Origin of the sequence: Aureimonas pseudogalii, from assembly GCF_014196835.1 — a bacterium.
GTDB classification, from domain to species: domain Bacteria; phylum Pseudomonadota; class Alphaproteobacteria; order Rhizobiales; family Rhizobiaceae; genus Aureimonas; species Aureimonas pseudogalii.
Map to the genome: position 1 here is coordinate 165,801 of NZ_JACIEK010000008.1, position 23,255 is coordinate 189,055.

A 23,255-nucleotide genomic window follows, 5' to 3' on the forward strand; every position below is an offset into this window, starting at 1 on the left:
GCTTCGCTTCGAACCAAGACGATGGGGAGCCGAGGCGATGGGTGTGCAGATCAACTGCGACATGGGCGAGAGCTTCGGGCTGTATCGCTGCGGCGACGACGAGGGGCTGATGCCCCTCATCCACATCGCGAACGTCGCGTGCGGCTTCCACGCGTCGGATCCCGTGGTCATGCGCAAGACGGTGGCACTCGCCGCGCGACACGGCGTAGCGGTCGGCGCGCATCCGTCCTTTCCCGATCTGCAGGGGTTCGGGCGACGCGAGATGAAGATGGGGCGCGACGAGCTTTCGGCGGCACTTCTCTATCAAATCGGGGCGTTGAAGGGCTTCCTCGACGTCGCCGGGCTACCGCTGAACCATATCAAGCCGCATGGCGCTCTCTACGGGGCCGCGGCGCGAAATGCCGAGGTGGCCGAGGCGGTCGCGGATGCCGCCGCGTCGTTCGGTGTCCCCGTTCTCGGCATGGCCGGCACCCATCACGAGACCGTCTACAAGGCGCGGGGCCTTGCCTTCCAAGCCGAGTATTACGTCGATCTCGATTACGATGCCGAGGGCCGCCTGATCATTACGCGTGAACACGACGCCAAGGACCCTACGGAGGCGGCCCGGCGGGCCGTCCGCGTGATGGAGGAAGGGATCGCCACCTCGATCGACGGCCACGAGTTCGCCATGCGCGCTGATTGCGTCTGCGTCCATTCCGACACGCCGAACGCGGTGGATCTCGCGCGCACCGTCCACACGGCGCTCCGCCCCTGGTTTGGCTGAGCGGTGCGGCTCTACACCGGTCCGACGACGCCGTTCGGACGGATGGTCGAAGTCGTGGCGTATGAGGCGGGCATCGCGCTCGAGCGCGAGGTCATCGATGTCTACGAGGCGGAGTTTCTCGAAGCGGAGAACCCGCTGCGGCTGATCCCGACGCTGGTCGATACGCCGCACGGATCGCTGCACGACAGTCGCGTCATCTGCCGCTACCTCGCCGGGCTGGCGCCGGATCGGGGCTTCCTGCCGCCGGAGACGGACTGGCGGTTCGAGACCCGCCTGGCGCTGATCGCGGGCATCATGGATGCGGGCGTCGCCCGGCAGGGCGAGGTGTCGCGTGCGCCGGGTTCGAGCGAGGCGAGGTTGGCCCTCTTGGATCGCCGCATCCGGCTGGGTCTCGCCACGCTGGAGCGCGAGAGCGACGCGTTCGCGGCGAGTTGGCCGCGCCTCGACGCGATCGGCGCGGCGGCTCTCCTCGACTACCTGGAGTTTCGAATTGGCCTCGGCTGGCGTGCCGACGCACCGCGCCTCTCCGACTGGCTCGACGTGCGAAACGAGATGCCGTCCATGCAGGCCACCCGGTTCACGGGCGCTCAGCCGACGAGTTCGACCCAGCGGCGGACGAGGTAGTTGTGCTCGTCCATCGTCGTGTTCCAGACCGCGATGTTGGCGGCGCGGTCCCAGTAGGAACCGCCGGAGCGGATCGATCCGGCTTTGATCGAGGTTTGCCCCCCGGGACCGGGAAGGTCGACGCTCGCGGGGAGGCCGGCATACCAGTAGTCCCATTCGGGCGCGCTCAGATGGGGGCGGATGCGGTCGATGACCGACATGTAGTAGCCCTGCCGCGCGACCACGGCGCCCGGCCAGCCGGAGAGCCACCAGTTCAAATATTCGTAGGCGACGTCGAGCAGCCGGCCTTCCAGGCGAGCCGAGAGCGACAGGCCTCCATGCCACGCACGGTAGCCCTCCGCGGGAACTGCCTGCCGCACGGGAATCTTGCGCTGCTTGAGCGCCGCGATGCTCGGCGACCACATGCTGCCGAGCGCCATCGACCCGTCCGCCATCATCCGCGTCGCATCATCCACCGTCTGCCAGAAACCGGCGAAATGGCCGTCCGCCTTCAGAACGAGGAGGCGGTCGATCAACGCGTCGATTTCCTCCACCGACAGGTTGCCGGTATCGGCAAAGCGCATGAGACCGGCTGACTCCGCTGCCAGCACCGCGTCGAAGATGCCGATCGCCGGCTCGTCGACGAGGGCGACGCGCCCGTGGAAGGCGGGGTCCAGCAGTGCCTTCCAACTGCCGACGCGTTCGGGGTGACCGGCAACGGCGCGCTCGTCATAGGCGAAGGCATCGAAATTATGGACCGTCGGCAGCATCGAGATATGACGTGTGACGCGCGACCCCAGCGCCCCGTCGGCCTGCACGTAGAGTCGCGTCACCGGTGCGTCGCCGCGCCCGACACGAGCCGAGGGCCGGATCACGCCTTCGCGCGTCAGTTCGCTGACCTCGTTCCAGTTCGCGATGCGCGTCGTGTCGATCGCCTGCACGGCGCGCCAGTACCAGACGATGTCGAGATTGTGGAAGCACTGGTCGTAGATGTCGAAGGCATCCGGCGAGCGCGCAGCCTGCCGCTGCGTCGCCTGGAAGTTGCGGCAGTCGAACTCGATGCGAATGCCGAGGTCGGCTTCTGCCCGGGTGCGGATCTCGTCGAGCAGCGTGATCTCGGTGCCGAGGATGCGGAGGGTCGCGCGCTCGGTCGTCTGGCTTGCCGGGGCGGCAAGGCGCGACCTCGCCGGCCCTCGTTTGATCGTCAGTTCGTTCATGCCGGGGCTTTGCGGGGCGAAGGGGGCGAGGTCAAGCGGCCTCGATCCGCGCAGCGATGACAGATGTGGTCTCCCCGAGCACGAACGCATCGAAAGAGCGCCGGATGCGATCGGGCTCGATCCCGTCGACGATGAAGACCAGACGGGAGCGTCGGTCGTCGCTTGGCCATGCGGCCATATGGGTCGGCGGATGAACGAGATGTTGGACTCCGTGGACGGCCACAGGCCGCTCCTCGCCTTCGAGATCGAGAATGCCCTTCACCCGCAGGATCGCCGAGCCGTGGCGGTTCAGCAGCATCGAGAGCCAGACGCCGAACCGCGTCCAGTCCACGGCACGGTCGGGCACGATGGAGAACGCTTCGATGGCGTCGCCATGGCGGTTCGGGTCGTGCCGGTGGTGATGGTGCCCATGACCATGTGCGTGATGGTGAGTGTCGTCGTCGACCGATTCGGCTGGGGTCTCGCTGAGAAGCCAGGTCACGTCCCAGCCGGCCGCGTTGGCGTCGCGGATCTCCGCCGCCGGGTTCATAAGCGCCAGGCGCGACCGCAGAGCCGCAGCCTCGGCCGGTGCCACGAGATCGGTCTTGGTCAGGAGGATGCGGTCGGCGCTGGCGATCTGCTTGCGCATCTCGACGCGGCGCTCGATACCGTCCGGCGCGTTCACCGCATCGATGGTCGCCCAGGTGCCCGCCACCGTGAAGTGATGGCTGACCACCGGGTCGGCGCGGATCGTTGAGAGGATCGGGAACGGGTCGGCGAGGCCGGTCGATTCGATCACCAGTCGGTCGAAGGCCGGCACGAGCCCGCGCTCGCGCTTCGACAGGAGATCGCGCATCGCGTCCGCCAACTCGCCGCGGATCGTACAGCAGAGGCATCCCGACTGGAGCAGGACGGTGGTCTCGTCGATGCGCTCGATGAGGTGGTGGTCGAGGCCGACCTCGCCGAATTCGTTGATGAGGACGGCGGCGCCGGCCAGGGCGGGATCCTTGAGGATCCGCCGCAGCAGCGTCGTCTTGCCGGACCCGAGGAAGCCGGTGAGAAGGTGGACCGGCGTGAAGACGGGCACTGCGGCGCTCATGCCTGCGCCTCCAACCGGACGAGAAGATCGGGGTCGAGCGGATCGAAGAGCCGACCCGAGAGCCGCTCTGCCGCGGGCCAGAGATGCGCGAGGTTCTCGATGATCTCGGTCTTGCCGGTGGCGGTCGCCAGCACATAGCTGCGGCCGTGCCAGTCGCTCAATGTCAGCCGATAGGCGCGCAGCACGTCGTTGGCGGCGCGGATGCGGCGGGTGCGCTCGGCGCGCCGGCGCAGTGGCTCCTCGTTGCGCGAGAAGACGCCCGGACGCGCCACCGCGTCGCTCCAGTGGTCGTCGACGCCGAGAACGCCGCAGAGTGAGCACATCGCGATCAGCCTCCTCGCTGGAAAGAAACCGGACGCCGCCCCGAGGCGAGCGCCCGGCGAAGCGTCCTACTTCCGGCGCGGCGAGCGCCGGGCGAAGTCGTCGGCCATCTCGTTCATCGTTACGAAGCGCACGCCCTCGTGGCCCTTCATGTACTCGAACAGGCGTTCGAGCATGAGGAGCACCTGCGGGCGGCCCGACACGTCGGGATGGATGGTGATCGGGAACACCGCATAGTCCATCTCGCGATAGACCCAGTCGAACTGGTCGCGCCACATCTGTTCGATGTCGCGGGGATTGACGAAGCCGTGGCTGTTGGGCGCCTTCTTGATGAACATCATCGGCGGCAGATCGTCGAGATACCAGTTGGCGGGGATCTCGATGAGGTCGGTCTCGTGGCCCCGCGTCAGCGGCACCATCCAATCCTTGGGCTGGCCGGCATAGTCGATCTTCGTCCACTTGTCGCCGACCCGCACATAGTAGGGCGTGAAGTCGTTGTGCATCAGCGAGTGATCGTACTTGATGCCGCGCTCCAGCAGCAGCTCGTTCGTGACGGTCGAGAACTCCCACCATGGCGCGACGTAGCCGGTGGGGCGCTTGCCCGACAGCTTCTCGACGAGGTCGATGCACTTGTCGAGGACCTGCGTCTCCTGCTCGCGGGTCATCGCGATCGGGTTTTCGTGGGTGTAGCCGTGGATGCCGATCTCGTGGCCGGCATCGGCCACCGCCTTCATCTGGTCCGGGAAGGTCTCGATCGAATGGCCGGGGATGAACCAGGTCGTCTGGATGTCGAAGCGCTGGAACATCTTGAGGAGGCGGGGCGATCCGACCTCGCCGGCGAACAGGCCGCGCGAGATGTCGTCCGGCGAATCCTCACCGCCGTAGGATCCGAGCCAACCGGCGACCGCATCGACGTCGATGCCGAAGCCGCAGAGGATTTCCTTTGCCATGGAATGGTCTCCCTTGAAGATATGGTAGGTCGGGCTCGACGCCGGTCAGGCGGCGATGACGGTGGAGCGGGCAGGGTCCCAGGACATGACGACCGTATCGCCCTCGCGTGCCGTGAGATCGCGGAACCGGTCGACATGGGATTCCACCTGCACCGGCTTGCGGCCGGGCAATGCGACGCGCAGCGTGCCGACATGGCCGACGATCTCGCGCGAGAGCACGGTGCCCTCGACGCGGTTGTGCGCCATGGCCTGCCAGCCGGGGGGGTGGACGTCGAGCGCATCGGACGGGATCGCGATGATCGCCTTGCCGCCGGTCGCGACCTCGCGCGGACCGACGCCCTCCATCGGGCCGAACGGCGTGTCGAGGCGGGCGCTGCCCGCTCGCGTCGGTGCGGCGACGGTGCCTTCGAAGATCGTGTTGGCGCCGATGAAGCCGGCGACGAACGGCGTCTGCGGCCGGGTGTAGAGCTCGCGCGGGTCGGAGATCTGCTCGACCTTACCGTTGCTCATCACGACAACGCGGTCGGACAGGCCGAGCGCTTCGGACTGGGCGTGCGTGACGAAGACGAAGGTGATGCCGAGTTCCGTCTGGAGCAGCTTCAATTCGTTCTGGATGATGCGGCGCAGATTCGCGTCGAGCGCGCCGAGCGGCTCGTCGAGGAGGAGGATGTCGGGCTCCACCACGAGGCCGCGCGCGAGCGCGATGCGCTGGCGCTGGCCGCCCGAGAGGCGATCGGCGCGGTGCTGGGCGATGTCGGTGAGGCCGAGCTTCTCGAGGATGCGACCGACGCGGCGCTTGCGCTCGGCGGCGGCGATGCCCCTGACCGCCAGTCCGTACTCGACGTTCTTCCAGACGTTCATATGCGGAAACAGCGCGTAGTTCTGGAAGATCATCGAGGTCGGCCGGCGCTCCGGCGGCACGTCGGTGACGTTGCGACCCTTGATGATGATGTCGCCGGAGGTGATCGTCTCGAACCCGGCGATCATCCGCAGCGTCGTCGTCTTGCCGCAGCCGGAGGGGCCGAGGAAGGCGACGAACTCGCCCTTCTCGACGGCGAGATCGAAGTTCGATACCGCCGTGGTGCCGTCGTCGTAGACTTTGCCCACCTGGATGAGTTCGAGATCGTGCATGGCCGCAATCCGCTGGTCACGCGCCGACAGGACGGCGCGGGGAAGAGATGCGAGGCGGCGGATGCCGCCTCGCGCCGAGCCGTCAGGCGTTGAGGAATTCGTCCCACTTCTGGACGAGCGCGTCGTACTCGTCCGGCCACTGGTGCCAGTAGGCGACGTTGGCGGCGCGCGTGGCGAGCGAGCCGCCGTCGCGCAGATCGCCTTCCTTGATGCCGCGCTCGGCCGCGCCGGCCCACGGCTTGCCCTCGTACCAGAAAGCGTACTTCATCGGGTCCATCGCCTTCTCGATGTTGGTCGACGGCGAATAGTAACCCTGCTCGGAGACGGTGATGCCCGGCTCACCCGACAGCCAGTAATTGGCGTAGGCCGCCACGGCGGCCGCGTTCGGCGTGCCCTTCAACATGGCGGGGCCGATGGCCCAGGCGCGGTAGCCCTCCTTCGGCACCGCGTAGCGGCAGGCCTTGCCCTGTGCCTTGACGGCCATGACGGCCGGCTGCCACGCGTCGCACACCACCATCTCGCCGGAAGCGAGGAGGTTGACCAGCTCGCCGAAATCACCCCAGAGCGCCCGGAACTGACCCTCCTTCTTCTTGGCGATGAGGAAGTTGCCGGCCTCTTCCAGCTCTTCGGCCGTCGGGTTGCCGGGGTTCTTGGCTTCGAGCAGGCCGAGCGAGTTCATCGCGAGGATCGCCTGACCGATGGCGATCAGCGGGTCGGTGTTGAGGCCCGACTTGCCCTTCCACTTCGGGTCGAACAGCGCGGTCCAGCTGTTGGCCTCTTCCTCCGAGACGACGTCGGGATTGTAACCGATCGAATCGTAGTTGTAGACGGCCGGGACCATCCAGAGGTTGGTCTGGTTCTCGTCCGTCCAGATCTGGCCGACGATCTGCGCCGAGCGGTCCCACTTCGGATCGGGCTTGGTGAACGTGTCGCGGATCGCGGCCCAGTTCGGCACGTCGGAGACGGCGATCGGGGCCGCGTGATCGGTCATCGTGATCGCAGGCAGACGCTCGCCGATCACCTCCCAGCAATCGTAGTCGGACGAGCCCGACAGGATCTTCGTCTGCGCATCGGGGAAGGTCGCCGCCGTTCCGGAGGTGGAACCGACGCCCGACGCCGTCTTGAAGTTCGCGAGGATGCGCTCCTGCACCGTGGTCGAGAGACCGGTGGTGCGCAGGCTCTCGCTCGCGAGATTGGCGGCCTGCGCATAGGCGCGGCCCGAGCCGAGGAACGGCGTGCCGCCGCCGAGGGCCAGCGCCATGGCGCCAGCGGTGCCCTTCAGCATCGTGCGCCGGTCGAGTTCTTTGCGGATCATGCTGGAAGCTCCTTGTAAGTGGACGGGAAGGCACGACGCACGGCGGAGACCGGGCGAGGAGGGGTGATCAGTAGCGGCCGACGATCAGGCCGCCGTCGACGGTAAGGGTCTGGCCGGTAAGGTAGCGGGCGCCGTTCGAGCAGAGGAAATGGATGACGTCGGCGATGTCTTCGGGCTCCCCGAGCCGGCCCATCGGAATGAACTCGGCGGCCTTCTCGGCGCCGGCCGGACCGAGCGAGTTCTTCTCCGAGAGAAGCTGCGCGGTGCGGATGTAGCCGGGCGCCACGCCGTTCACGCGAATGCCCTCGCGCGCCAGCTCGACCGCCAGTCCGCGCACGAGACCGACGACGCCCGACTTGGCGGCCGAGTAGTGGACATGCTCGTCCCAGCCGTAGGCGACGCCCATGATCGAGGAAAGGCAGACGATGGCGCCGGATCGGCGCGCCCGCATCCCGGGAAGGGCTGGGCGCACGACGCGCAGGATGCCCTTCAGGTCGACGTCGAACGTGTGATCCCACTTTGCATCGGTCATCTCGGCCAGCGGCACCCGGTGGGCGATGCCGGCATTGGCGACGATCACGTCGATCGCCCCGTGCCGGGGCTCGACATCGGCGACGAGCGCGTCGGCGGCTTCCGTGGACGTAACGTCGAGCCGAAGGAACTCGGCCGAGCCGCCCGAGGCCTCGATCGCGGCGGCGACCTCGCGGCCTTCCGTCTCAAGGACGTCGGTGACGACGACATGGTCGCCGGCCGCGGCGAAGGCCTCGGCGGTGGCCCGGCCGATGCCGATGCCGGCGCCGGTGACGAGGACGATGCGGGAAGAGGTCATGGCGATATCCATCAAAGCATCACGTCGCCGGAATTCGGCCCGAGCGTCTGGCCGGCGTAGATCGCGGCATCGGTGGAGGCGAGAAAGGCGACGGTGCCCGCCACGTCCTCGGGTTCGCCGAAGCGCCCGAGCGGCAGCTCGGCGCGCTTGGCGGCCTGCCAGTCGGGCGAGAGCGCGCGCACCAGCGGCGTGTTGATCGGGCCGGGCGCGACGGCGTTCACCCGCACGCCGCGGTCGGAGACCTCGCGCGCCAGCGATTTCGTCAGTCCGATGATCGCGGCCTTCGCGGCGGCGTAATGCGAGAGCTCGACGCCGCCGATCTGGCCGAGCTGTGAAGCCATGTTCACGACGATGCCCTCGCCGGCCGCCAGCATTCCCGGCAACACGGCCTTGGTCATCAGGAAGGTGCCGCGCACATGCACCGCGAACATGCGATCGAAGTCGGCGACGCCGAGGTCCTCGAAGCGTGCCTGATGGACGTGTCCGGCATTGTTGACGAGAAGCCCGACCGGGCCGAACGTCTCCGTCGCCAGATGCACGGCGGCCGCAACGCTGGCCTCGTTCGAAACATCGGCTTGCGCCCATGCGGTTTCGAAACCGGCGGCGCGCAGACGGCGGTTGGCGTACTCGGCCTTTGCGCCGTCGAGATCCAGCAGCACGACGCGGGCGCCATCGGTGGCGAGCCGTTCGGCGACCGCAAGACCGATGCCCGAGGCGGCGCCCGTGACGATCGCGGTTCCCGTGAAGGCGGCCATCAGACGGCCTCCGCCGGCACGCGCTTGGCGCGGTTGACGGACTGCACCATGAGCACCGCGTAGACCGCGAGGAGGGCGAAGGAGAACAGCGTCGTCAATACGCCGAAGGCGAAGACGTTGGGATGGATCTCCACCGAGAAGGTTCCGTAGATCGCCAGCGGCAGGGTGAGCTGCGGGCCGGAGGTAAAGAGCGTGCGGGCGAACTCGTCGTAGGAGAGCGTGAAGGCGAAGAGCATGGCCGACAGGACGCCGGGGAAGATCACCGGGAAGGTGACCTTGCGGAACGTCGTCACCGGCGAGACGCCGAGCGACCAGGCGGCCTCCTCAATGGAGCGGTCGAAGCGGTTGAAGATCGCCAGCATCACGAGGAAGGCGAAGGGGTAGGTGTAGACGACGTGCAGCACGAAGGCGGTGCCCCACCAGGCGCGATCGACGCCGACGAGATTGGCGAAAAGCGCCATGCCGAGGCCGACGAGGATGCCGGGCACCATCATGCCGAGCACGATGAGATAGAAGACCGGCCCCGAGCCCTTGAAGCGCTGGCGGAAGGCCTGCGCCGAGGCGACGCCGAGCAACGTCGAGACCACCATCGTCATGAAAGCCAGCGCCAGAGAGCGCAGGAGGCCATCCGCGATCGGCAGCGGCGCGATGCGCGTCGCCGGCACGAGGCCGAAGAGCTGGCGATACCAGTAGGTCGACCATTCCACGATCGGGAACTGTGGCCCGCCCTCCGGACCCGACTGGAACGAGAGAATCGCGAGCACCACGAAGGGCCCGTAGAGGAAGACGAGGAAGAGCGCGGTGTAGACGGCCAGCGCGGGTTTCAGGATGCCGGTCTGCATCGAAGCGTCCCTCTCAAAGCTCGTTGCGCAGGTTGACGACGCGCAGCAGGCCCGCGATCACCGCCCCCATCAGCAGCGTCAGGATGCAGCCCGCCACCGCGGCGAACGCCCATTTCAGCGAACCGACCTGGCTGACGATGATGTTGCCGAGCATGTTGGTCTTGCGACCCGACAAGGCGGCGGCCGTCGCGAACTCGCCGAGCACCATGACCGAGACGAAGATCGCGCCGACCACGACGCCGGGCAGCGACAGCGGCAGGATGATCGTGCGGAAGATGCGCCCGAAGCCGGCGCCGAGATCGCGCGCCGCCTCGATGACGTTGGGGTCGATGCGACCGAGCATGAAGGTGATGGGGCCGACCATGAAAACGCAGTAGATCTGCGTCATGCCGATGATCACCGAGAGTTCGGAGAAGAGAAGGATGTCGAGCGGCTGGTCGATGATGCCGAGCTTCATCATGATCAGATTGATCGCGCCCTGCGTGCCCAGCATCGGCCGCCATGCCAGCACCCGGATGAGGAACGAGGTCCAGAAGGGGATGACGCAGAGGACGAGCAGCACCGTCTGCAGCGTCTTCGACTTCAGCATCAGGCCGATGAACAGCGAGACGGGGTAGCCGACGACGAGCGTCGAAGCAAGGACGATCAGCCAGATGCGGACGGTGGTCCAGAGCGCGTCGAGATAGGTCGCGTTGGTCAGGAAGCGGACCCAACTGGCGACCGTGAGCTTCGGCTCCACCGCGAAGGTCGTCTGCGTCCAGAACGAGACGTAGACCACCATGATCATCGGCAGCACGAGGAAGAGCGTCATCCAGGCGACGCCAGGCGCCAGCAAGAGCCACGACGTGCGGCGACGCTTGGCGTCCCGCCGTGCGGCCGGCGACAGGCCGCCGGCCTCTGCGATGCCGCCGGTCGATGGGATGACGTCCGTTGTCATGGCGGGCCTCTTCACGCGAAGACGAGCGCGTCGCGGCGCTTCCAGGAAAGGGCGTAGCGGGCGTCGGCTTCGAGTCGCTGCGGCTCGCCGCGGCTCAGATGCTCCTCCACCTCGACGATGCGCCCGTCGTCGAGCGCGAAGAAGGAGAGGACCGAGGCGCCGCTATATTCGCTGGCGAGGAATCGGGCGCTGAGCCCGGCTTCGTCGTCGGCCATCTCGGTCGCAGGCGCACGCACGGCGATGCAGTCGTGGCGGATGGCATAGACCGGCGCCTCGTGACCGCTGCGCAGGCTCGCGGTATCCATCGCCAGAAGCCCGGCCTCGGTGCGGAAGGCCGTGCCGTCGAGGCGACCCGGCAGGAGGTTGAAGGCGTTGAGATAGCGCGCGACGCCGGGCGAGGCGGGTTCGGCATAGACATCGGCCGGCGCGGCGAACTGGCCGACGCGGCCGGCGTCAAGCACGACGAGCCGGTCGCCCATCGCCAGCGCTTCGGTTTCCGAACCGGTGACGTGCAGGAAGGTGACGCCGAGATCGCGCCGGATCTGGCGAAGCTCGTCGCGCATCCGGGCGCGCAGATGTGCATCCAGCGCGCCGAGCGGTTCGTCGAGAAGCACGAGTTTCGGGCGCGTCACCAGCGTTCTCGCCAGCGCCACGCGCTGTCGCTGGCCGCCGGAGATCTGCGTGACCGAGCGCTGCTCCAGCCCCTTCAGGCCGACCATCTCGATGGCCTCGGCCACCATCGCCGCCCGCTTGGCCTCGTCGCGCACGGGGTTCACGGTGCGATGGGTCAGGCCGAAGGCGACGTTGTCGCGCACGTTGAGATGGGGAAACAGTGCGAAATTCTGGAACACGAAACCGATGCCGCGTTCATGTGCCGGACGCCCGTCGAGACGTGTGCCTTCGAAGGTGATCGTACCCGTTTCCGGCTCGTCGAAACCGGCGATGAGGCGCAGCAGGGTGGTCTTGCCGGAGCCGCTGGCACCGAGCAGCGAGACGTAGGCGTCGGCGGGAATCGAGAGGTCGACGCCCTCGATCGCCGGCCTGCCCGCGAACGATTTCGAGACATTGGAAAGGGAGAGGATCGTCGCCATCGAGTGTCCCGGATCGTCGGCGCGACGGGGAATTCGACCGTCAGCCGAACTGCCTCCAACGCTGTTCACGATCTGACGCTATCAGCGGTGATTTTTGTATTCAACAGTCATTCATGGGTTGAATATCGAGGGTAATGGGTTGGTGTTGCTCAAGGTGCAGGACTGGCGTAAAAGTTAGCACTCGCAGCATTTCAAGCGACCCCATTCCCTGATCTGCCGTTTCACCGTAGCTTTGTGGCCGATTGGCACGAAATGCGGGTGTTTGCTATGATGCGGATGGTTTAGGCGTCGATCCAAACGTTGTCTGTCAGGGCTGTCTTGCGCTGCAGGTGTCTACCGAATGGGCGGCATTGCGGCATAAGTATGCAATAGGCATTTTTTGATGGCGGCCTTGTGCTGGACAAGTTTTGTAGGCCGGGCGACACCAATAGCGGCTCCAAAACGGGAATCGTGATGCAGGATCGTGCGCTCGCGGCACTGCCGCGCCGCTATGAGGTCGTAGCCGACACGCTGAGGCGGAACATCGATGCGGGTCGCCTGCCCGAAGGTACGGTGCTGCTCGAAGGCCCGCTGGCGCAAATCTTTCGGCTCTCCCGTGCGCCGGTACAGCGGGCCCTTCAGGAGTTGGAGGGCGAGGGTCTGGTCGCCCGTTTCGAGGGGCGGGGTTACCTGGTCGTCGGATCCAGCGTCGCACGCCAGCCCCGGCGTCTGGATCTCGCCAGTCTCGACCTCGATCTGCCCATCGAGGCCGACGATGGGTTCCGTGACCGGCAAACGTGGCGCCAGATCTACGAAACCGTCGAAGGCGACATCACGCGGTGCCTGGTCTTCGGTCGCTACCGCATCATCGAGACCGAACTCGCCGAGCATTTCCGCGTCTCGCGGACGATCGTACGTGACGTGCTGGGGCGGCTGCAGGACCGCCGGCTGGTGAACAAGGGTGCGAACTCGCACTGGATCGCCGGACCGATCACGGCCCGCACGATCAAGGATCAGTTCGAGATCCGACGGATTCTCGAACCGCCGGCGCTGATATCGGCGGCGGGCTTCCTGCCGGCGCATCGCCTGGAAGCCGTCCTCGCCGAACTGCGTGGCGCCGAAAGCCGCGCCGCCGCCCGACACCCGGAGGCGACCGCCGATCTGTCGACCCACGTCAGTCGCGAGATCGTGCTGGCGACCCCGAACGAGGCCCTACGCGAACTGGTGGCACGCAATCTCCGGATGGTGACGCTGTCGCAGCAGGTGCTCCAGGGTCTGGGCCTGCCGCAGGATCTGGCCGCTCTCGCCGAGCAGCGCATGACCGTGGAACTCCTCGTCCACGGCGCACACGAGGCCGCCGCCAGCATGCTCTCGACCCATCTCGACGCCGCCAAGCACCGCACGATCGCCCAGATGAAGATCGTCGCCGTCATCCCGCCGCCGACCGGACTCGCATCCTACCTGCGCCGTGCCGAAACCGACGCCGACTGACGCGTCGGTCTTCCGGTTCGGCTCGCCCGTAGGGCGGCACGCCACCATCGCCCGGCCGTCAGCCGACCGTTCGCCCCTGCATCCGCGCCAGCACGTTCGGCGGGGTCATCGGAAGCGCACGCACCTGCCGGCCGATCGCGTTCGAGACGGCGTTCGCCACCGTCGCCGCGACGTGGAGGATCGGAACTTCGCCGCCGGCCTTCGTGCCCAGCGGCCCGAGCGACGGGGCGCCTTCGTAGAGGCTGATCGCGACGGGCGCCACGTCCTGCGCCGTCGGCAGCCGGTAGGTCTCGAAGCCGGCCTGGCGAACCCGCCCATCTCCGTCGATCGTCACCTCCTCGTGCAGGGCGTAGCCGAGACCCTGCACGACGCCGCCCTGGATCTTGCCATGCACGGCGCTCGGATTGATCGCGCGGCCGACATCCTGCACGACGGTGTAATTCAGAATCTCGACATGGCGGGTGTCCGGATCGACCGCCGCCTCGCAGTCGTGGACGGCGAAGATCGGGATGTCGATCGCCTCGATGAAGTGCCCGGTGCAGCAACCCGCCATCGCCGGCACGCCGGTTCGGATGAAGGCGCCCGTTCCGCCGATGCGGCCGCGGTGGGTCCGGGCGCGCGCCGCCACCTCGGCGATCGCGAACCCGTAGCCGTTGGCGCTGGCGACCTCGATCCGTCCGTTTTCCATCACGAGGTCGTCAGGCGAGGCATCAAGCAGCGTCGCCGCCGCGGCGAGCAACTTGGTGCGCACCTCAATGGCGGCGGCAAGGCTCGCCGCGCCGAGCGAGACGATCGTGCGACCGCCGCCGATGCCCACGTCGTAGCCGGCCACATCGGTATCGGCGGGGCGCACCACGACGCACTCGGGCGCGATGCCGAGCGTGCTCGCGACGATCTGCGGCAGCCCTGCATCATCGAGCCCGAGCCGATCTCGACGCCCGAGGTCACCAGCGTGGCGCTGCCGTCGGCGTTGAGATTGACGGCGGCGGCCGAGGGGCCGACGAAGACGAACCAAGTTCCGACCGTGGTGGCGCGGCCGACGAGACGCCCGTCCGGGCGCGGTGCCGCGGCCGGGCGGCCCGCGGTGATCTCACCCATGCGATCGAGCATCGGCAGGAGCACGTCGCCGTCGAACATCTGACCGGTGGCGCCGAGCTCGCCGTGGCCGAGAACGTTGCGGCGACGGAATTGCAGCGGGTTCCTGCCGATCGCCGCGGCGATCTCGTCGGTGTGGCGTTCCAGCGCGAACGTGTTGTAGACGCCGTTGCAGGCGCGGAAGGCGCCGGTCGGCGCTGTGTTGTTGTAGACGACCTGCGTCTTGAGGCGCACCGAGTCCAGCCGGTAGTTTCCGCCGAGCGTAGCGGGTGCGCCCCTGCAACTTGTCGCCCGCATCGCGGCGGCGAAAGTTCATCACGGCGTTCTGCGGGTTCGGCATGGGGCGACCTATCGCGCGACGGCGGCGGGAGCGAGCGAGAGTGCCGCATCGACGATGCGCTCGTACCCGGTGCAGCGGCAGAGATTGCCCGAGAGGGCTGCGCGGATCTCGTCGCGGCTCCGGGCGGGATGATGGTGCAGGACGCTCGTCAACGTCATCAGCATGCCGGGAAAGCACATGCCGCACCGGACGGCATCGTGATCGACCATCGCCCTCTGGAGGTCCGAGAACATGCCGCAGCTCGACAGGTCCTCGACGGTGCGGATCGTTCGCCCCTCGGTGAAGCCGCAGGGGAGGAGGTGCGACTTCGCTGGCTCCTCGTCGAGGAGAACCGTGCACGCGCCGCAGAAGCCCTCGCGGCAGACCGGCTTGGCGCCCGTCAGGTTGAACTCGTCGCGAAGGACATCGACGAGCGGCGTCATGGCGTCGCTTCGGCTGACGCGGTCCTCGCCGTTGACATGCAGGCGAAGGGTCATGGGCTTCGACTCCACTTCGTCATCCGACGCTCCGCGAACCGAGCGCCAGCACGGCGCGGCGCACGAGGGCGGGCAGAGCGCTGGTGCGGTACCAGCCCGGCGCCTCCACGCCGTCGCGACCGGTGAAATCCGCACAGCGAAGTTTTGCCGCCTAGAAGGCGTGGTCAGCCTCGAGAGGCCGGCCGGCAAGGCAGCCTTCCAGCCCCGGCCAGCGCGTCGCGGTCGCCTCCGCCGATCCGACCGCGACGCGGATTGCTCCGACATTCCCGCGATCGTCCGGCTCGACGTGGAGACTGGCGATCGCCACCGGATAGTCGCCGGCCTTGCGGAGCGGCAGCCGCACATGGGTGGAACGGCCCACGGATCGGGGCATGAGGACGCGGGCGACGATCCGGCCGGGCGGAAGCACCGATCGCGTTTCCAGAAACCGCTCGATGGCGATCCTGTCCCTGCGGGTTCCATCGACGAGTTCGACCTCCGCTTCCAGGCAGATCAGCGCGGGCACAAGGTCGGCGGCGGCAAAGTTCGTGCTGCAGAGATTGCCGCCGACCGTGGCGACGTTTCGTACGGCCGGGTTGGCGAACTGGCCGGCCGCCTCTGCGAGTGCCGCGAGGTCGGGCAGGTCCGCTAGGCTCAGGACTCATTGATCAGAGCCAGAAGATGACTGTGGCTGTGGTGGTCGGCGGCATGGGCAGCCTCGTCGGAGCGGTGGTCGGCGGCTTCGTCATCGGCATCATCGTCACCATGCTGCAGGCCTACCTGCCGCCGGATCTGAGCGCCTTCCGCGACGCCTTCGCCTTCGTCATCCTGTCCTGCTCGTGCGACCCGCCGGCCTGGTGCCCACGCGCACCACGTTCGAACGCGTCTGATCGGAGAACCGCACCCATGCGCGACCTCGTTTCCCGCCACCAGACGCCCACGATCCTCGTCGCCGCCATCGTCGCTCTCGCTCTCCTCGGGGTCCTCGCCGGCAAGGAGACGATCGAGGTGACGCTGACCGAGATGTTCATCCGCCTCATCGTGGTGGTCGGTCTTTCCGTCTTCATCGGCAATTCCGGGATCATCTCGTTCGGTCATGTCGGCTTCATGCGCATCGGCGCCTACGCCCCGGCCTGGGCGACGGCAGAGCCGAGCTTCAAGTAGATCATGCTCTCGGGCATTCCGGCCCTCTTGCAGGAAAACCAGTACCCGTTCGCGCTCCATGGTCGGCGCGCTGCTGCTGCCGGCGATCGTCGCCTTCCTTCTCAGCCTGGCGCTGATGCGGCTCCGCGGTCGACGTGAAGCGGGTGCGTCTGCTCTCCTTCGTCCTCAGTGCCGCGATCGCAGCGGCGAGCGGTGGGCTCTACGCCCAGTTCCTTGGCATCCTGACGGTCGACCCCTTCTATCTCGGCATGTCCTTCATCACTTTGGCGATGCTCGTCGTCGGCGGCATGTCCACCCTGTTGGGTGCAGTCATGGGCGTCGTCGGGGTGACCGTCATCACAGAGATTCTGCGCCTGTTCGAGCGCGGTTCGCTCGGTGTCTCCCTGCCGTCCGACAGCCAGGAGATCGGGCTCGGCATCGTCATGGCGCTCATCCTCGTCTTGCGCCCCGATGGTCTGTCGGGCGGTCGCGAGGTCCGCTTTGGCCTGGGGGTGCGCTAGGCCGCGGCGAACCCGGCGACGCCCGCCGGACCGCTCGGCGCCACGTCGCAGGCGGCGTGAGAAGCCCGCGATGACCCTGGCGGAGACGGGTCCCGCTTCGAAGCCGGCGCCAACGCGCGGCCAGTTCGAGGCGTTGGAGCGGGAGGCCGACTTCTGCATGCTTCTCGGCGACGACGGCCATGTCACCGAGGGACCGGGCTTAAACGTTTTCGCCGTTCGCGACGGACGCATCGCGACGCCCGATCACGGCGTTCCCGAAGGGATCACGCGCCGTTCGGTGATCGAGCTTGCGGCCGAACTCGGCCTTGATCTCGAGATCCGTCCGATCTCCGCCGACGAGTTCCGCGACGCCGACGAGATCTTTCTCTCGACCACGGCTGGCGGCCTCACGCCCGGCATCCGTGAAGCCGACGGAACGACTGGTCCTCACGAAGAGCGTCACGCCGAGCTGCTCTTCGAGCGCCGCGACCTGCAGGCTGACAGCGCTCTGGGTCAGGGACAGCTCGTCGGCCGCCGCCGAGAAGCTGCCGAGCCTGCCCACGGCCTCGAAGGCGGCGAGGGCGCTGGAGGACGGCAGGAGCTTGCGGGGCGTGAGCGGCATCATCCATTCGTAAAGGGAATGGATGGCGGCGTAAACGTCGCTTGCCGGCTCTTCGCGGAAGCGCCACACAGGACGAAACGGCGACGAGGACATCATCCATGACCGAGCGAACCGCATTCGACTGGAGCGATCCGTTCCATCTCGAGGACCAGCTGACGGGAGACGAGCGGATGATCCGCGACTCCGCCGCCGCTTTCGCCGCGGCCGAGCTGATGCCGCGCGTCGCCGACGCCTATCTCGAAGAGCGCACCGATCCGGGCCTGTTCCGGCTGATGGGGCAGGCAGGTCTTCTAGGGCTGACGTTGCCGGAGGAGTATGGCGCGGCGGGCGCGGGCTACGTCGCCTACGGGCTGGTGGCACGCGAGATCGAGCGCGTCGATTCCGGCTATCGCTCGATGATGTCGGTGCAGTCCTCGCTCGTGATCTATCCGATCTTCACCTACGGCTCGGATGCGCAACGCCGCAAGTATCTGCCGGATCTGGTCGCCGGCGAGCTGATCGGCTGTTTCGGCCTGACCGAGCCCGACGCGGGCTCCGATCCCGGCGGCATGACGACGCGCGCCGAGAAGACGGAAGGCGGCTATCGCCTGAACGGTGCCAAGACCTGGATCTCCAACGCCCCGATCGCCGACGTCTTCGTGGTGTGGGCCAAGTCCTCGACGCATGGCAGCGAGATCCGCGGCTTCGTGCTCGAAAAGGGAATGAAGGGTCTCACCGCGCCGAAGATCGATAGCAAGCTCTCGCTGCGGGCCTCGATCACCGGGGAGATCGTGATGCAGGACGTCGAGGTCGCGGAGGAAGCGTTGCTGCCCGGCGTATCCGGCCTCAAGGGACCGTTCGGCTGCCTCAACCGCGCGCGCTACGGCATTTCCTGGGGCGTTCTGGGCGCCGCCGAGGATTGCTGGCACCGCGCTCGGTAGTACGGTCTCGACCGCAAGCAGTTCGGCCGCCCGCTGGCGCAGACGCAGCTCTTCCAAAAGAAGCTTGCGGACATACAGGCCGAGATCGCGCTCGGCCTTCAGGCCAGCCTGCGCGTCGGCCGCCTGATGGACGAGGGCCGGATGGCGCCGGAGATGATCTCGATCGTCAAGCGCAACAATTGCGGCAAGCCGCTCGACGCGCCCAGGGTCGCACGGGACATGCACGGCGGCAACGGCATTCAGATCGAATATCACGTCATGCGCCACGCGCAGAACCTCGAGACCGTCAACACCTACGAGGGGACGCACGACGTTCATGCCCTGATCCTCGGCCGGGCGCAGACCGGCCTGCAGGCGTTCTTCTGACCATGGACGCCAAGGGCCCGCCGCCGCTGCGCGGCCTCAGGGTCGTCGAGCTCGCGCGCATTCTCGCCGGCCCGTGGATGGGCCAGACACTCGCCGATCTCGGCGCCGACGTGATCAAGGTCGAGAGCCCGGCGGGGGACGACACCCGCACGTGGGGACCGCCTTTCGTCGAGCGCGGCGACGAGCGGTCGGCTGCCTATTTTCACGCCTGCAACCGCGGCAAGCGATCGATCACCGCCGATTTCGCCAGCCAGGACGGGCGCGACCTCGTGCGGAGGCTCGCCGCGACCGCCGACGTGCTGATCGAGAACTTCAAGGTCGGCGGCCTGCAGCGCTACGGGCTCGACTACGAGAGCCTGAAGGCGGCCAACCCGCGCCTCGTCTACTGCTCCGTCACCGGCTTCGGGCAGGATGGCCCTGCGGCGCACCGGGCGGGTTACGACTTCATGATCCAGGGCATGAGCGGCATCATGGACCTGACGGGTGATCCCGACCGTGAGCCACAGAAGATCGGCGTCGCCTTCGCCGACATCTTCACCGGCCTTTATGGCGTCGTGGCGATCCAGGCCGCGCTCTGGCAGCGCGAGACGACCGGCGTCGGACAACACGTCGACATGGCGCTGTTCGACTGCATGACCGGCGTTCTCGCCAATCAGGCGATGAACTATCTCGTCTCGGGCACGGCGCCGCGTCGGCTCGGCAACGCCCACCCCAACATCGCGCCCTATCAGACGCTGCCCGTGACAGATGGGCACGTCATCGTCGCCTGCGGAAACGATGGGCAGTTCGCAAGGCTGACGGCGATCCTCGGCTTGGCCGAACTCGCCACAGACCCGGCGTTCGCGACCAACGCCGCGCGCGTCGCCAACCGCGAGGCGCTGACCGCACGGCTCCAGGAGAGGACATCCGCGTGGTGTCGCGACGATCTCCTGAGTGCTTTGGAGGCAGCGGGCGTGCCTGGCGGACCGATCAACTCGGTCGCCGACGTCTTCGCCGACCCGCTTCGCCGGCCAAGCTACCGCTAGCGCAGAGACCAACCCTGAACTAACTTTCCAACCGGACCATTCAGTGGGGGCCGATCAATCGGGGGAACACCCGGTCGAAAAAGCACCGCACTTCATTCGCCTGCGGCACGGTGCGGCGGTCGGGATCACCCGGCCGCCATCTCCGCAAGACCCTTCCGAAGCGCGCGGCAGGCGCGCGCTCCGCAAGCGCCTTCCAACTTCCACCGGAAATCAACATGACGATCTTCGACACGCTCCTCGCCGTCGCCGACGTCGCCATCGCCAACACCGCCGCCGAAGCTTTCGTCGTCCATCCCCAGCTGCGCACGGCCAACGGCAAGCCGACACCCGACCCCGACCGACCTGTCGTTCACGGGCGCGGCATCTTCGAACTGCGCGCCGGCCGCGCCGGCGGCGTGCCGCTTGGCAACCGATCGCACAATCCAAGGCGCAACGATCTCCGCATGATCGCCACCGCGCCGGCTCCGCGGATCTCCATTGCCGAGTACGAGCTTGATGGCATGACGGTCCGCCAGGGCGACCGCATGGACCTCACAGACCGCTTCCCGGCTCGCCGCTTCGGCGTCGTCGCGGTCTGGCCTGACGGTCATGGGCGCGTCTGTCTCCACCTCATTGAAGTTTAGTGGTGCTTCAGCTAGACGAGCGGTCCGGCGAGTCTGATCTCGCCCTTCTCGCCGACTGGCGACCACCCAGATAAACCGGGCCCGTTGGGGTTTGCGGAGGTGGCCGTGAGCGCAGCAACTCTCAACATCCGCGTCTCGCCGCGCCGCATGCTTTCCGCAGCGGAAGCCGCTGAGTACGTTGGGGTGCCGTTGAAGCACTTCGGCCAGGACTGCAACGTCAAGCCTGTCGAAATATCCGGTCGGCGCCTGTACGATCTTCGGGATTTGGACGACTGGATCGATCTCATCAAGACGGGATCAAGCGAGTCGGACGACGACATCATCGGAAAGCTGTAACCATGTATGTCCGTGTCCGCGGCTTCCAGATCTTCGAAGATCGCGGTGGCCGCGTGCGTTGCTACCACCGCGCAACCAGGACCGCAGTCGACCTCGTGGCGTTCCCGATCGGCTCCGTCGAGTTCTTTGCCGAGTGCGCGCGCATCGCCGCGTTGGCTTCCGCCAAAGCCGAAGAGGCCGCGCGACCCGGGACGCTGGGTGCGCTTGTCGTGGCGTATCGGGGCCACCCAGCCTTCCAGGATCTCGCGCCCCGCACGCGCAAGGATTACGGCACCTATTTCGACTATCTGCGCCCGATCGCCGACACGCCCCTCACCAAGTTCACTCCGCCGCTGGTCGTGAAGATCCGCGACAAGGCCGCTGAAACCAAAGGTCGACGTTTCGCTGACCTCGTGAAGACGGTGCTGTCCGTCATCTTTCGGTGGGGTGTCGAGCGCGGCTATCTCAAGACCAACCCCGCCGCTTCGATCCGCAACCTCGGGCGCGCCAAGGGCGCCCCCGAGGCGAACCGGCCATGGAGCGATGGCGAGCGCCATGCCGTCCTGAGCGCCCTTCCTCGCCATATGCTGCCGGCAATAGCTTTGATGGCCTACACTGGCATGGATCCGCAGGACGCGCTCCGCTTGCCGCGAGGTTCAATCAAGGACGGCCGGGTCGATATGAAGCGGGGAAAGACCGGCCAGTCTGTCTGGCTTCCCCTGGCTGATCCCGTTCTGGCTGCGATCGCTGCCGCGCCGGCGCATGACGCGATTACGATCTGCGCCAACTCGCGCGGCGTGCCTTGGACCGTCAGCGGCTTCCGCGCCTCGTGGCGCCCCATCCGCGCCCGTCTCGAGCTTGCAGGCGAGGTCGAGCCGGGCCTTACCCTGAAGGGCCTCCGCCACACCGTGGGCGGCATCCTGAGGGAGCTTGCGCTTGATAACCGCACCATCGCAGACGTGCTCGGCCACAAGACGGAAACGATGGCGGCGCACTACTCGCGGCGCGCCGATCTCACCGAAAAGAACACCGCAACTATCGAACGATTCTCGGTAGAAATGGCGCGCAGAACGGCTAGAATTGTCAAACCGGCGACAGGTTCCGTCAAACCGGTCTCAACAAAGGAGCAAGAAAAGTGAAATTCTATCGCAGAAACAATGCGGTAGGTGGTGCCGGCTGCAGGGCTTGAACCCGCGACCCCCTGATTACAAATCAGGTGCTCTACCAGCTGAGCTAAGCCGGCACTGTTGCGGCGATAGCATGGAGAGGCGCAGCTTGCATCTCAAAAATTCGCCGAGGCTTGTACATCGAGCGGCGAAGGCGGGCGTTTCGGTCTTGTTCTCGTGAGCCGCATCCGATTGTATCCGCGCAATCGATTCCGAGCCATACGGGGTCAAGAACGAGAGGGAGGACTCCATGGACCGTCGTCAATTCATTCGCACGGCCGCGACCGTGAGCGGAGGCGCCGCGGCCAGCGTCGCGATCGCCGCGCCGGCTCTGGCGCAATCGACCCCCGACATCCGCTGGCGCATGACATCGAGCTTCCCCAACACGCTCGACACGCTGTTCGGATCGTCGCAGCTCTTCGCCAAGACCGTGTCGGATCTCACCGACGGCAAGTTCAAGATCGACGTGTTCCCGGCCGGCGAACTCGTGCCGGGCTTGGCTGCGCTCGATGCCGTGCAGGACGGCACGGTCGAAGCCGCCCACACCGTGCTCTACTATTACGTCGGCAAGGATCCGACCTTCGCGCTGGGTTCGGCCATTCCATTCGGCCTGAACGCTCGCCAGCAGAACGCGTGGCTCTATTACGGCGGCGGCAACGAGGCGATCAACGGCTTCCTTGAGACCTACGGCGTCACGGTTCAGCCCGGCGGCAACACGGGCACGCAGATGGGCGGCTGGTTCCGCAAGGAGATCAACTCGGTCGCCGATCTGCAAGGGCTGAAGATGCGCATCGCAGGCATCGCCGGGCAGGTGCTGGCACCGCTCGGCGTCGTGGCGCAGCAGCTGGCGGGCGGCGACGTCTATCCCGCGCTGGAGCGCGGCACGCTGGACGCCACGGAATTCGTCGGCCCGTATGATGACGAGAAGCTCGGCTTCTATCAGGTGGCGCCGTTCTACTATTACCCGGCCTTCTGGGAAGCCGGCCCGACCGTCCATTACATGTTCAATTCGGCCAAGCGGGCCGAACTGCCGGAATCCTACCGGGCGGCCCTCGATGCCGCCGCGGCGCTCTGCAACACGCGGATGCTGGCCGACTACGACGTGAAGAACACGCGCGCCATCCGTTCGCTCGTCGGCAAGGGCGTCCAGCTTCGGGCGCTGCCCCGCGACGTGCTCGACGCCGCCTATGACTCGTCGCAGAAGCTCTACGCGCAGCTCGACGCCTCGAACCCGAAGTGGAAGGCGATCTACGATCCCTGGTCGAAATTCCGCTCCGAGATCTTCGAGTGGTTCCGGGTCGCCGAGTACACCAACGACACCTACGCCTATTCGAAGCAGGCCGGCAGCCAGTAAGGCTTGAACACAAGCGCGTGAAGAGAGGG

23 protein-coding genes, 1 tRNA gene and 5 pseudogenes are annotated in these 23,255 nt (G+C 67.0%); 12 read left to right on the forward strand and 17 right to left on the reverse strand.

Annotation, left to right across the window (positions count from 1 at the left end):
• Nucleotides 1-37: 37 nt before the first annotated feature.
• Both GGR04_RS15210 and GGR04_RS15215 read left to right on the forward strand, forming a co-directional pair.
• A complete protein-coding gene (locus GGR04_RS15210) occupies nt 38-763 on the forward strand; it encodes a LamB/YcsF family protein (RefSeq protein WP_183200774.1) in 726 nt (241 codons plus the stop codon).
• Between the two features lie 3 nt (nt 764-766).
• Nucleotides 767-1,387, forward strand: a complete 621-nt coding sequence (locus GGR04_RS15215; RefSeq protein ID WP_183200775.1) for a glutathione S-transferase family protein — start codon at nt 767-769, stop codon at nt 1,385-1,387.
• Here the strand turns inward: GGR04_RS15215 and GGR04_RS15220 are convergent.
• From GGR04_RS15220 to GGR04_RS15270, 11 genes are all read right to left on the reverse strand, one after another.
• On the reverse strand, nt 1,351-2,583 hold the full coding sequence (locus tag GGR04_RS15220; RefSeq protein WP_183200776.1) for an ABC transporter substrate-binding protein: 1,233 nt from the start codon (nt 2,581-2,583) through the stop codon (nt 1,351-1,353). The genes GGR04_RS15215 and GGR04_RS15220 overlap by 37 nt on opposite strands.
• Before the next feature lie 31 nt (nt 2,584-2,614).
• Nucleotides 2,615-3,661, reverse strand: a complete 1,047-nt coding sequence (locus tag GGR04_RS15225; protein WP_183200777.1) for a CobW family GTP-binding protein — start codon at nt 3,659-3,661, stop codon at nt 2,615-2,617.
• Entirely contained in the window at nt 3,658-3,984 is a 327-nt protein-coding gene (locus GGR04_RS15230; RefSeq protein ID WP_183200778.1) for a hypothetical protein, read from the reverse strand. Before GGR04_RS15230 ends, GGR04_RS15225 begins: the two co-directional genes overlap by 4 nt.
• 66 nt (nt 3,985-4,050) lie before the next feature.
• The gene (locus tag GGR04_RS15235) at nt 4,051-4,932 is read right to left on the reverse strand and encodes a polysaccharide deacetylase family protein (RefSeq protein WP_183200779.1); all 882 of its coding nucleotides are present in this window, start codon (nt 4,930-4,932) and stop codon (nt 4,051-4,053) included.
• A gap of 45 nt (nt 4,933-4,977) precedes the next feature.
• On the reverse strand, nt 4,978-6,063 hold the full coding sequence (locus GGR04_RS15240; protein WP_183200780.1) for an ABC transporter ATP-binding protein: 1,086 nt from the start codon (nt 6,061-6,063) through the stop codon (nt 4,978-4,980).
• Between the two features lie 82 nt (nt 6,064-6,145).
• Nucleotides 6,146-7,378: an ABC transporter substrate-binding protein gene (locus GGR04_RS15245; protein WP_183200781.1), complete on the reverse strand. Its 1,233-nt coding sequence runs from the start codon at nt 7,376-7,378 to the stop codon at nt 6,146-6,148.
• A gap of 67 nt (nt 7,379-7,445) precedes the next feature.
• Entirely contained in the window at nt 7,446-8,207 is a 762-nt protein-coding gene (locus GGR04_RS15250) for an SDR family NAD(P)-dependent oxidoreductase (protein ID WP_246393179.1), read from the reverse strand.
• Nucleotides 8,208-8,218: 11 nt separating this feature from the next.
• Nucleotides 8,219-8,962, reverse strand: coding sequence for an SDR family NAD(P)-dependent oxidoreductase (locus GGR04_RS15255; protein ID WP_183200783.1), 744 nt, complete (start codon nt 8,960-8,962; stop codon nt 8,219-8,221).
• Nucleotides 8,962-9,804 (reverse strand): ABC transporter permease, encoded by an 843-nt coding sequence (locus GGR04_RS15260; protein ID WP_183200784.1) that lies wholly within the window; start codon nt 9,802-9,804, stop codon nt 8,962-8,964. The genes GGR04_RS15255 and GGR04_RS15260 overlap by 1 nt, the downstream gene beginning before the upstream one ends.
• A gap of 13 nt (nt 9,805-9,817) precedes the next feature.
• A complete protein-coding gene (locus tag GGR04_RS15265) occupies nt 9,818-10,741 on the reverse strand; it encodes an ABC transporter permease (RefSeq protein ID WP_183200785.1) in 924 nt (307 codons plus the stop codon).
• 11 nt (nt 10,742-10,752) lie between these two features.
• Entirely contained in the window at nt 10,753-11,832 is a 1,080-nt protein-coding gene (locus tag GGR04_RS15270) for an ABC transporter ATP-binding protein (protein WP_183200786.1), read from the reverse strand.
• A gap of 453 nt (nt 11,833-12,285) precedes the next feature.
• Between GGR04_RS15270 and GGR04_RS15275 the strand changes: the two genes are divergently transcribed.
• Nucleotides 12,286-13,302: a GntR family transcriptional regulator gene (locus tag GGR04_RS15275; protein WP_183200815.1), complete on the forward strand. Its 1,017-nt coding sequence runs from the start codon at nt 12,286-12,288 to the stop codon at nt 13,300-13,302.
• Nucleotides 13,303-13,360: 58 nt separating this feature from the next.
• Here the strand turns inward: GGR04_RS15275 and GGR04_RS15280 are convergent, their stop codons facing one another.
• The 4 genes and pseudogenes from GGR04_RS15280 to GGR04_RS24575 all read right to left on the reverse strand — a co-directional run bounded on the left by GGR04_RS15280 (nt 13,361) and on the right by GGR04_RS24575 (nt 15,850).
• Nucleotides 13,361-14,158, reverse strand: a complete 798-nt coding sequence (locus GGR04_RS15280) for a molybdopterin cofactor-binding domain-containing protein (RefSeq protein WP_312857466.1) — start codon at nt 14,156-14,158, stop codon at nt 13,361-13,363.
• Between the two features lie 374 nt (nt 14,159-14,532).
• Nucleotides 14,533-14,694, reverse strand: a pseudogene (locus GGR04_RS24440) (molybdopterin cofactor-binding domain-containing protein); the annotation flags it as partial.
• A gap of 51 nt (nt 14,695-14,745) precedes the next feature.
• Entirely contained in the window at nt 14,746-15,213 is a 468-nt protein-coding gene (locus GGR04_RS15285; RefSeq protein WP_183200787.1) for a (2Fe-2S)-binding protein, read from the reverse strand.
• A gap of 151 nt (nt 15,214-15,364) precedes the next feature.
• Nucleotides 15,365-15,850: an FAD binding domain-containing protein gene (locus GGR04_RS24575; protein WP_376769864.1), complete on the reverse strand. Its 486-nt coding sequence runs from the start codon at nt 15,848-15,850 to the stop codon at nt 15,365-15,367.
• 23 nt (nt 15,851-15,873) lie between these two features.
• On the opposite strand from GGR04_RS24575, the gene GGR04_RS23995 reads away from it, so the two are divergent.
• From GGR04_RS23995 to GGR04_RS24000, 3 genes and pseudogenes are all read left to right on the forward strand, one after another.
• Nucleotides 15,874-16,356 (forward strand): hypothetical protein, encoded by a 483-nt coding sequence (locus tag GGR04_RS23995; RefSeq protein ID WP_246393181.1) that lies wholly within the window; start codon nt 15,874-15,876, stop codon nt 16,354-16,356.
• Nucleotides 16,357-16,490: 134 nt separating this feature from the next.
• Nucleotides 16,491-16,856: an ABC transporter permease subunit gene (locus GGR04_RS15310; protein ID WP_183200790.1), complete on the forward strand. Its 366-nt coding sequence runs from the start codon at nt 16,491-16,493 to the stop codon at nt 16,854-16,856.
• A 157-nt stretch (nt 16,857-17,013) separates the two neighbouring features.
• Nucleotides 17,014-17,190 (forward strand): annotated as a pseudogene (locus tag GGR04_RS24000) (aminotransferase class IV); the annotation flags it as partial.
• A gap of 54 nt (nt 17,191-17,244) precedes the next feature.
• Here the strand turns inward: GGR04_RS24000 and GGR04_RS24005 are convergent.
• A pseudogene (locus tag GGR04_RS24005) lies at nt 17,245-17,457 on the reverse strand (LysR family transcriptional regulator); the annotation flags it as partial.
• 98 nt (nt 17,458-17,555) lie between these two features.
• Here GGR04_RS24005 and GGR04_RS15320 point away from each other — a divergent pair.
• From GGR04_RS15320 to GGR04_RS15340, 5 genes and pseudogenes are all read left to right on the forward strand, one after another.
• Nucleotides 17,556-18,743 (forward strand): annotated as a pseudogene (locus GGR04_RS15320) (acyl-CoA dehydrogenase).
• A gap of 2 nt (nt 18,744-18,745) precedes the next feature.
• Nucleotides 18,746-19,744 (forward strand): annotated as a pseudogene (locus GGR04_RS15325) (CaiB/BaiF CoA transferase family protein); the annotation flags it as partial.
• A gap of 239 nt (nt 19,745-19,983) precedes the next feature.
• Nucleotides 19,984-20,391, forward strand: a complete 408-nt coding sequence (locus tag GGR04_RS15330) for a hypothetical protein (protein ID WP_183200793.1) — start codon at nt 19,984-19,986, stop codon at nt 20,389-20,391.
• A 105-nt stretch (nt 20,392-20,496) separates the two neighbouring features.
• Nucleotides 20,497-20,727 (forward strand): hypothetical protein, encoded by a 231-nt coding sequence (locus GGR04_RS15335; protein ID WP_183200794.1) that lies wholly within the window; start codon nt 20,497-20,499, stop codon nt 20,725-20,727.
• A 2-nt stretch (nt 20,728-20,729) separates the two neighbouring features.
• Complete coding sequence (locus GGR04_RS15340; RefSeq protein ID WP_183200795.1) at nt 20,730-21,845, forward strand: tyrosine-type recombinase/integrase; 1,116 nt, start codon at nt 20,730-20,732, stop codon at nt 21,843-21,845.
• Between the two features lie 28 nt (nt 21,846-21,873).
• Here the strand turns inward: GGR04_RS15340 and GGR04_RS15345 are convergent.
• A tRNA-Thr gene (locus tag GGR04_RS15345) sits at nt 21,874-21,949 on the reverse strand.
• Between the two features lie 173 nt (nt 21,950-22,122).
• On the opposite strand from GGR04_RS15345, the gene GGR04_RS15350 reads away from it, so the two are divergent.
• Entirely contained in the window at nt 22,123-23,226 is a 1,104-nt protein-coding gene (locus tag GGR04_RS15350) for a TRAP transporter substrate-binding protein (RefSeq protein ID WP_183200796.1), read from the forward strand.
• Nucleotides 23,227-23,255: the final 29 nt, after the last annotated feature.

Bases quoted from the DNA above. Each gene is read 5' to 3' on its own strand.
- GGR04_RS15230 (WP_183200778.1), bottom strand. From the start codon at position 3,984: ATGTGCTCACTCTGCGGCGTTCTCGGCGTCGACGACCACTGGAGCGAC.
- GGR04_RS15220 (WP_183200776.1), bottom strand. From the start codon at position 2,583: ATGAACGAACTGACGATCAAACGAGGGCCGGCGAGGTCGCGCCTTGCC.
- GGR04_RS15260 (WP_183200784.1), bottom strand. From the start codon at position 9,804: ATGCAGACCGGCATCCTGAAACCCGCGCTGGCCGTCTACACCGCGCTC.
- GGR04_RS23995 (WP_246393181.1), top strand. From the start codon at position 15,874: ATGACTGTGGCTGTGGTGGTCGGCGGCATGGGCAGCCTCGTCGGAGCG.
- GGR04_RS15340 (WP_183200795.1), top strand. From the start codon at position 20,730: ATGTATGTCCGTGTCCGCGGCTTCCAGATCTTCGAAGATCGCGGTGGC.
- GGR04_RS15210 (WP_183200774.1), top strand. From the start codon at position 38: ATGGGTGTGCAGATCAACTGCGACATGGGCGAGAGCTTCGGGCTGTAT.
- GGR04_RS15275 (WP_183200815.1), top strand. From the start codon at position 12,286: ATGCAGGATCGTGCGCTCGCGGCACTGCCGCGCCGCTATGAGGTCGTA.
- GGR04_RS15225 (WP_183200777.1), bottom strand. From the start codon at position 3,661: ATGAGCGCCGCAGTGCCCGTCTTCACGCCGGTCCACCTTCTCACCGGC.
- GGR04_RS15245 (WP_183200781.1), bottom strand. From the start codon at position 7,378: ATGATCCGCAAAGAACTCGACCGGCGCACGATGCTGAAGGGCACCGCT.
- GGR04_RS15270 (WP_183200786.1), bottom strand. From the start codon at position 11,832: ATGGCGACGATCCTCTCCCTTTCCAATGTCTCGAAATCGTTCGCGGGC.
- GGR04_RS15265 (WP_183200785.1), bottom strand. From the start codon at position 10,741: ATGACAACGGACGTCATCCCATCGACCGGCGGCATCGCAGAGGCCGGC.
- GGR04_RS15350 (WP_183200796.1), top strand. From the start codon at position 22,123: ATGGACCGTCGTCAATTCATTCGCACGGCCGCGACCGTGAGCGGAGGC.
- GGR04_RS15285 (WP_183200787.1), bottom strand. From the start codon at position 15,213: ATGACCCTTCGCCTGCATGTCAACGGCGAGGACCGCGTCAGCCGAAGC.
- GGR04_RS15255 (WP_183200783.1), bottom strand. From the start codon at position 8,962: ATGGCCGCCTTCACGGGAACCGCGATCGTCACGGGCGCCGCCTCGGGC.
- GGR04_RS15330 (WP_183200793.1), top strand. From the start codon at position 19,984: ATGACGATCTTCGACACGCTCCTCGCCGTCGCCGACGTCGCCATCGCC.
- GGR04_RS15235 (WP_183200779.1), bottom strand. From the start codon at position 4,932: ATGGCAAAGGAAATCCTCTGCGGCTTCGGCATCGACGTCGATGCGGTC.
- GGR04_RS15240 (WP_183200780.1), bottom strand. From the start codon at position 6,063: ATGCACGATCTCGAACTCATCCAGGTGGGCAAAGTCTACGACGACGGC.
- GGR04_RS15250 (WP_246393179.1), bottom strand. From the start codon at position 8,207: ATGACCTCTTCCCGCATCGTCCTCGTCACCGGCGCCGGCATCGGCATC.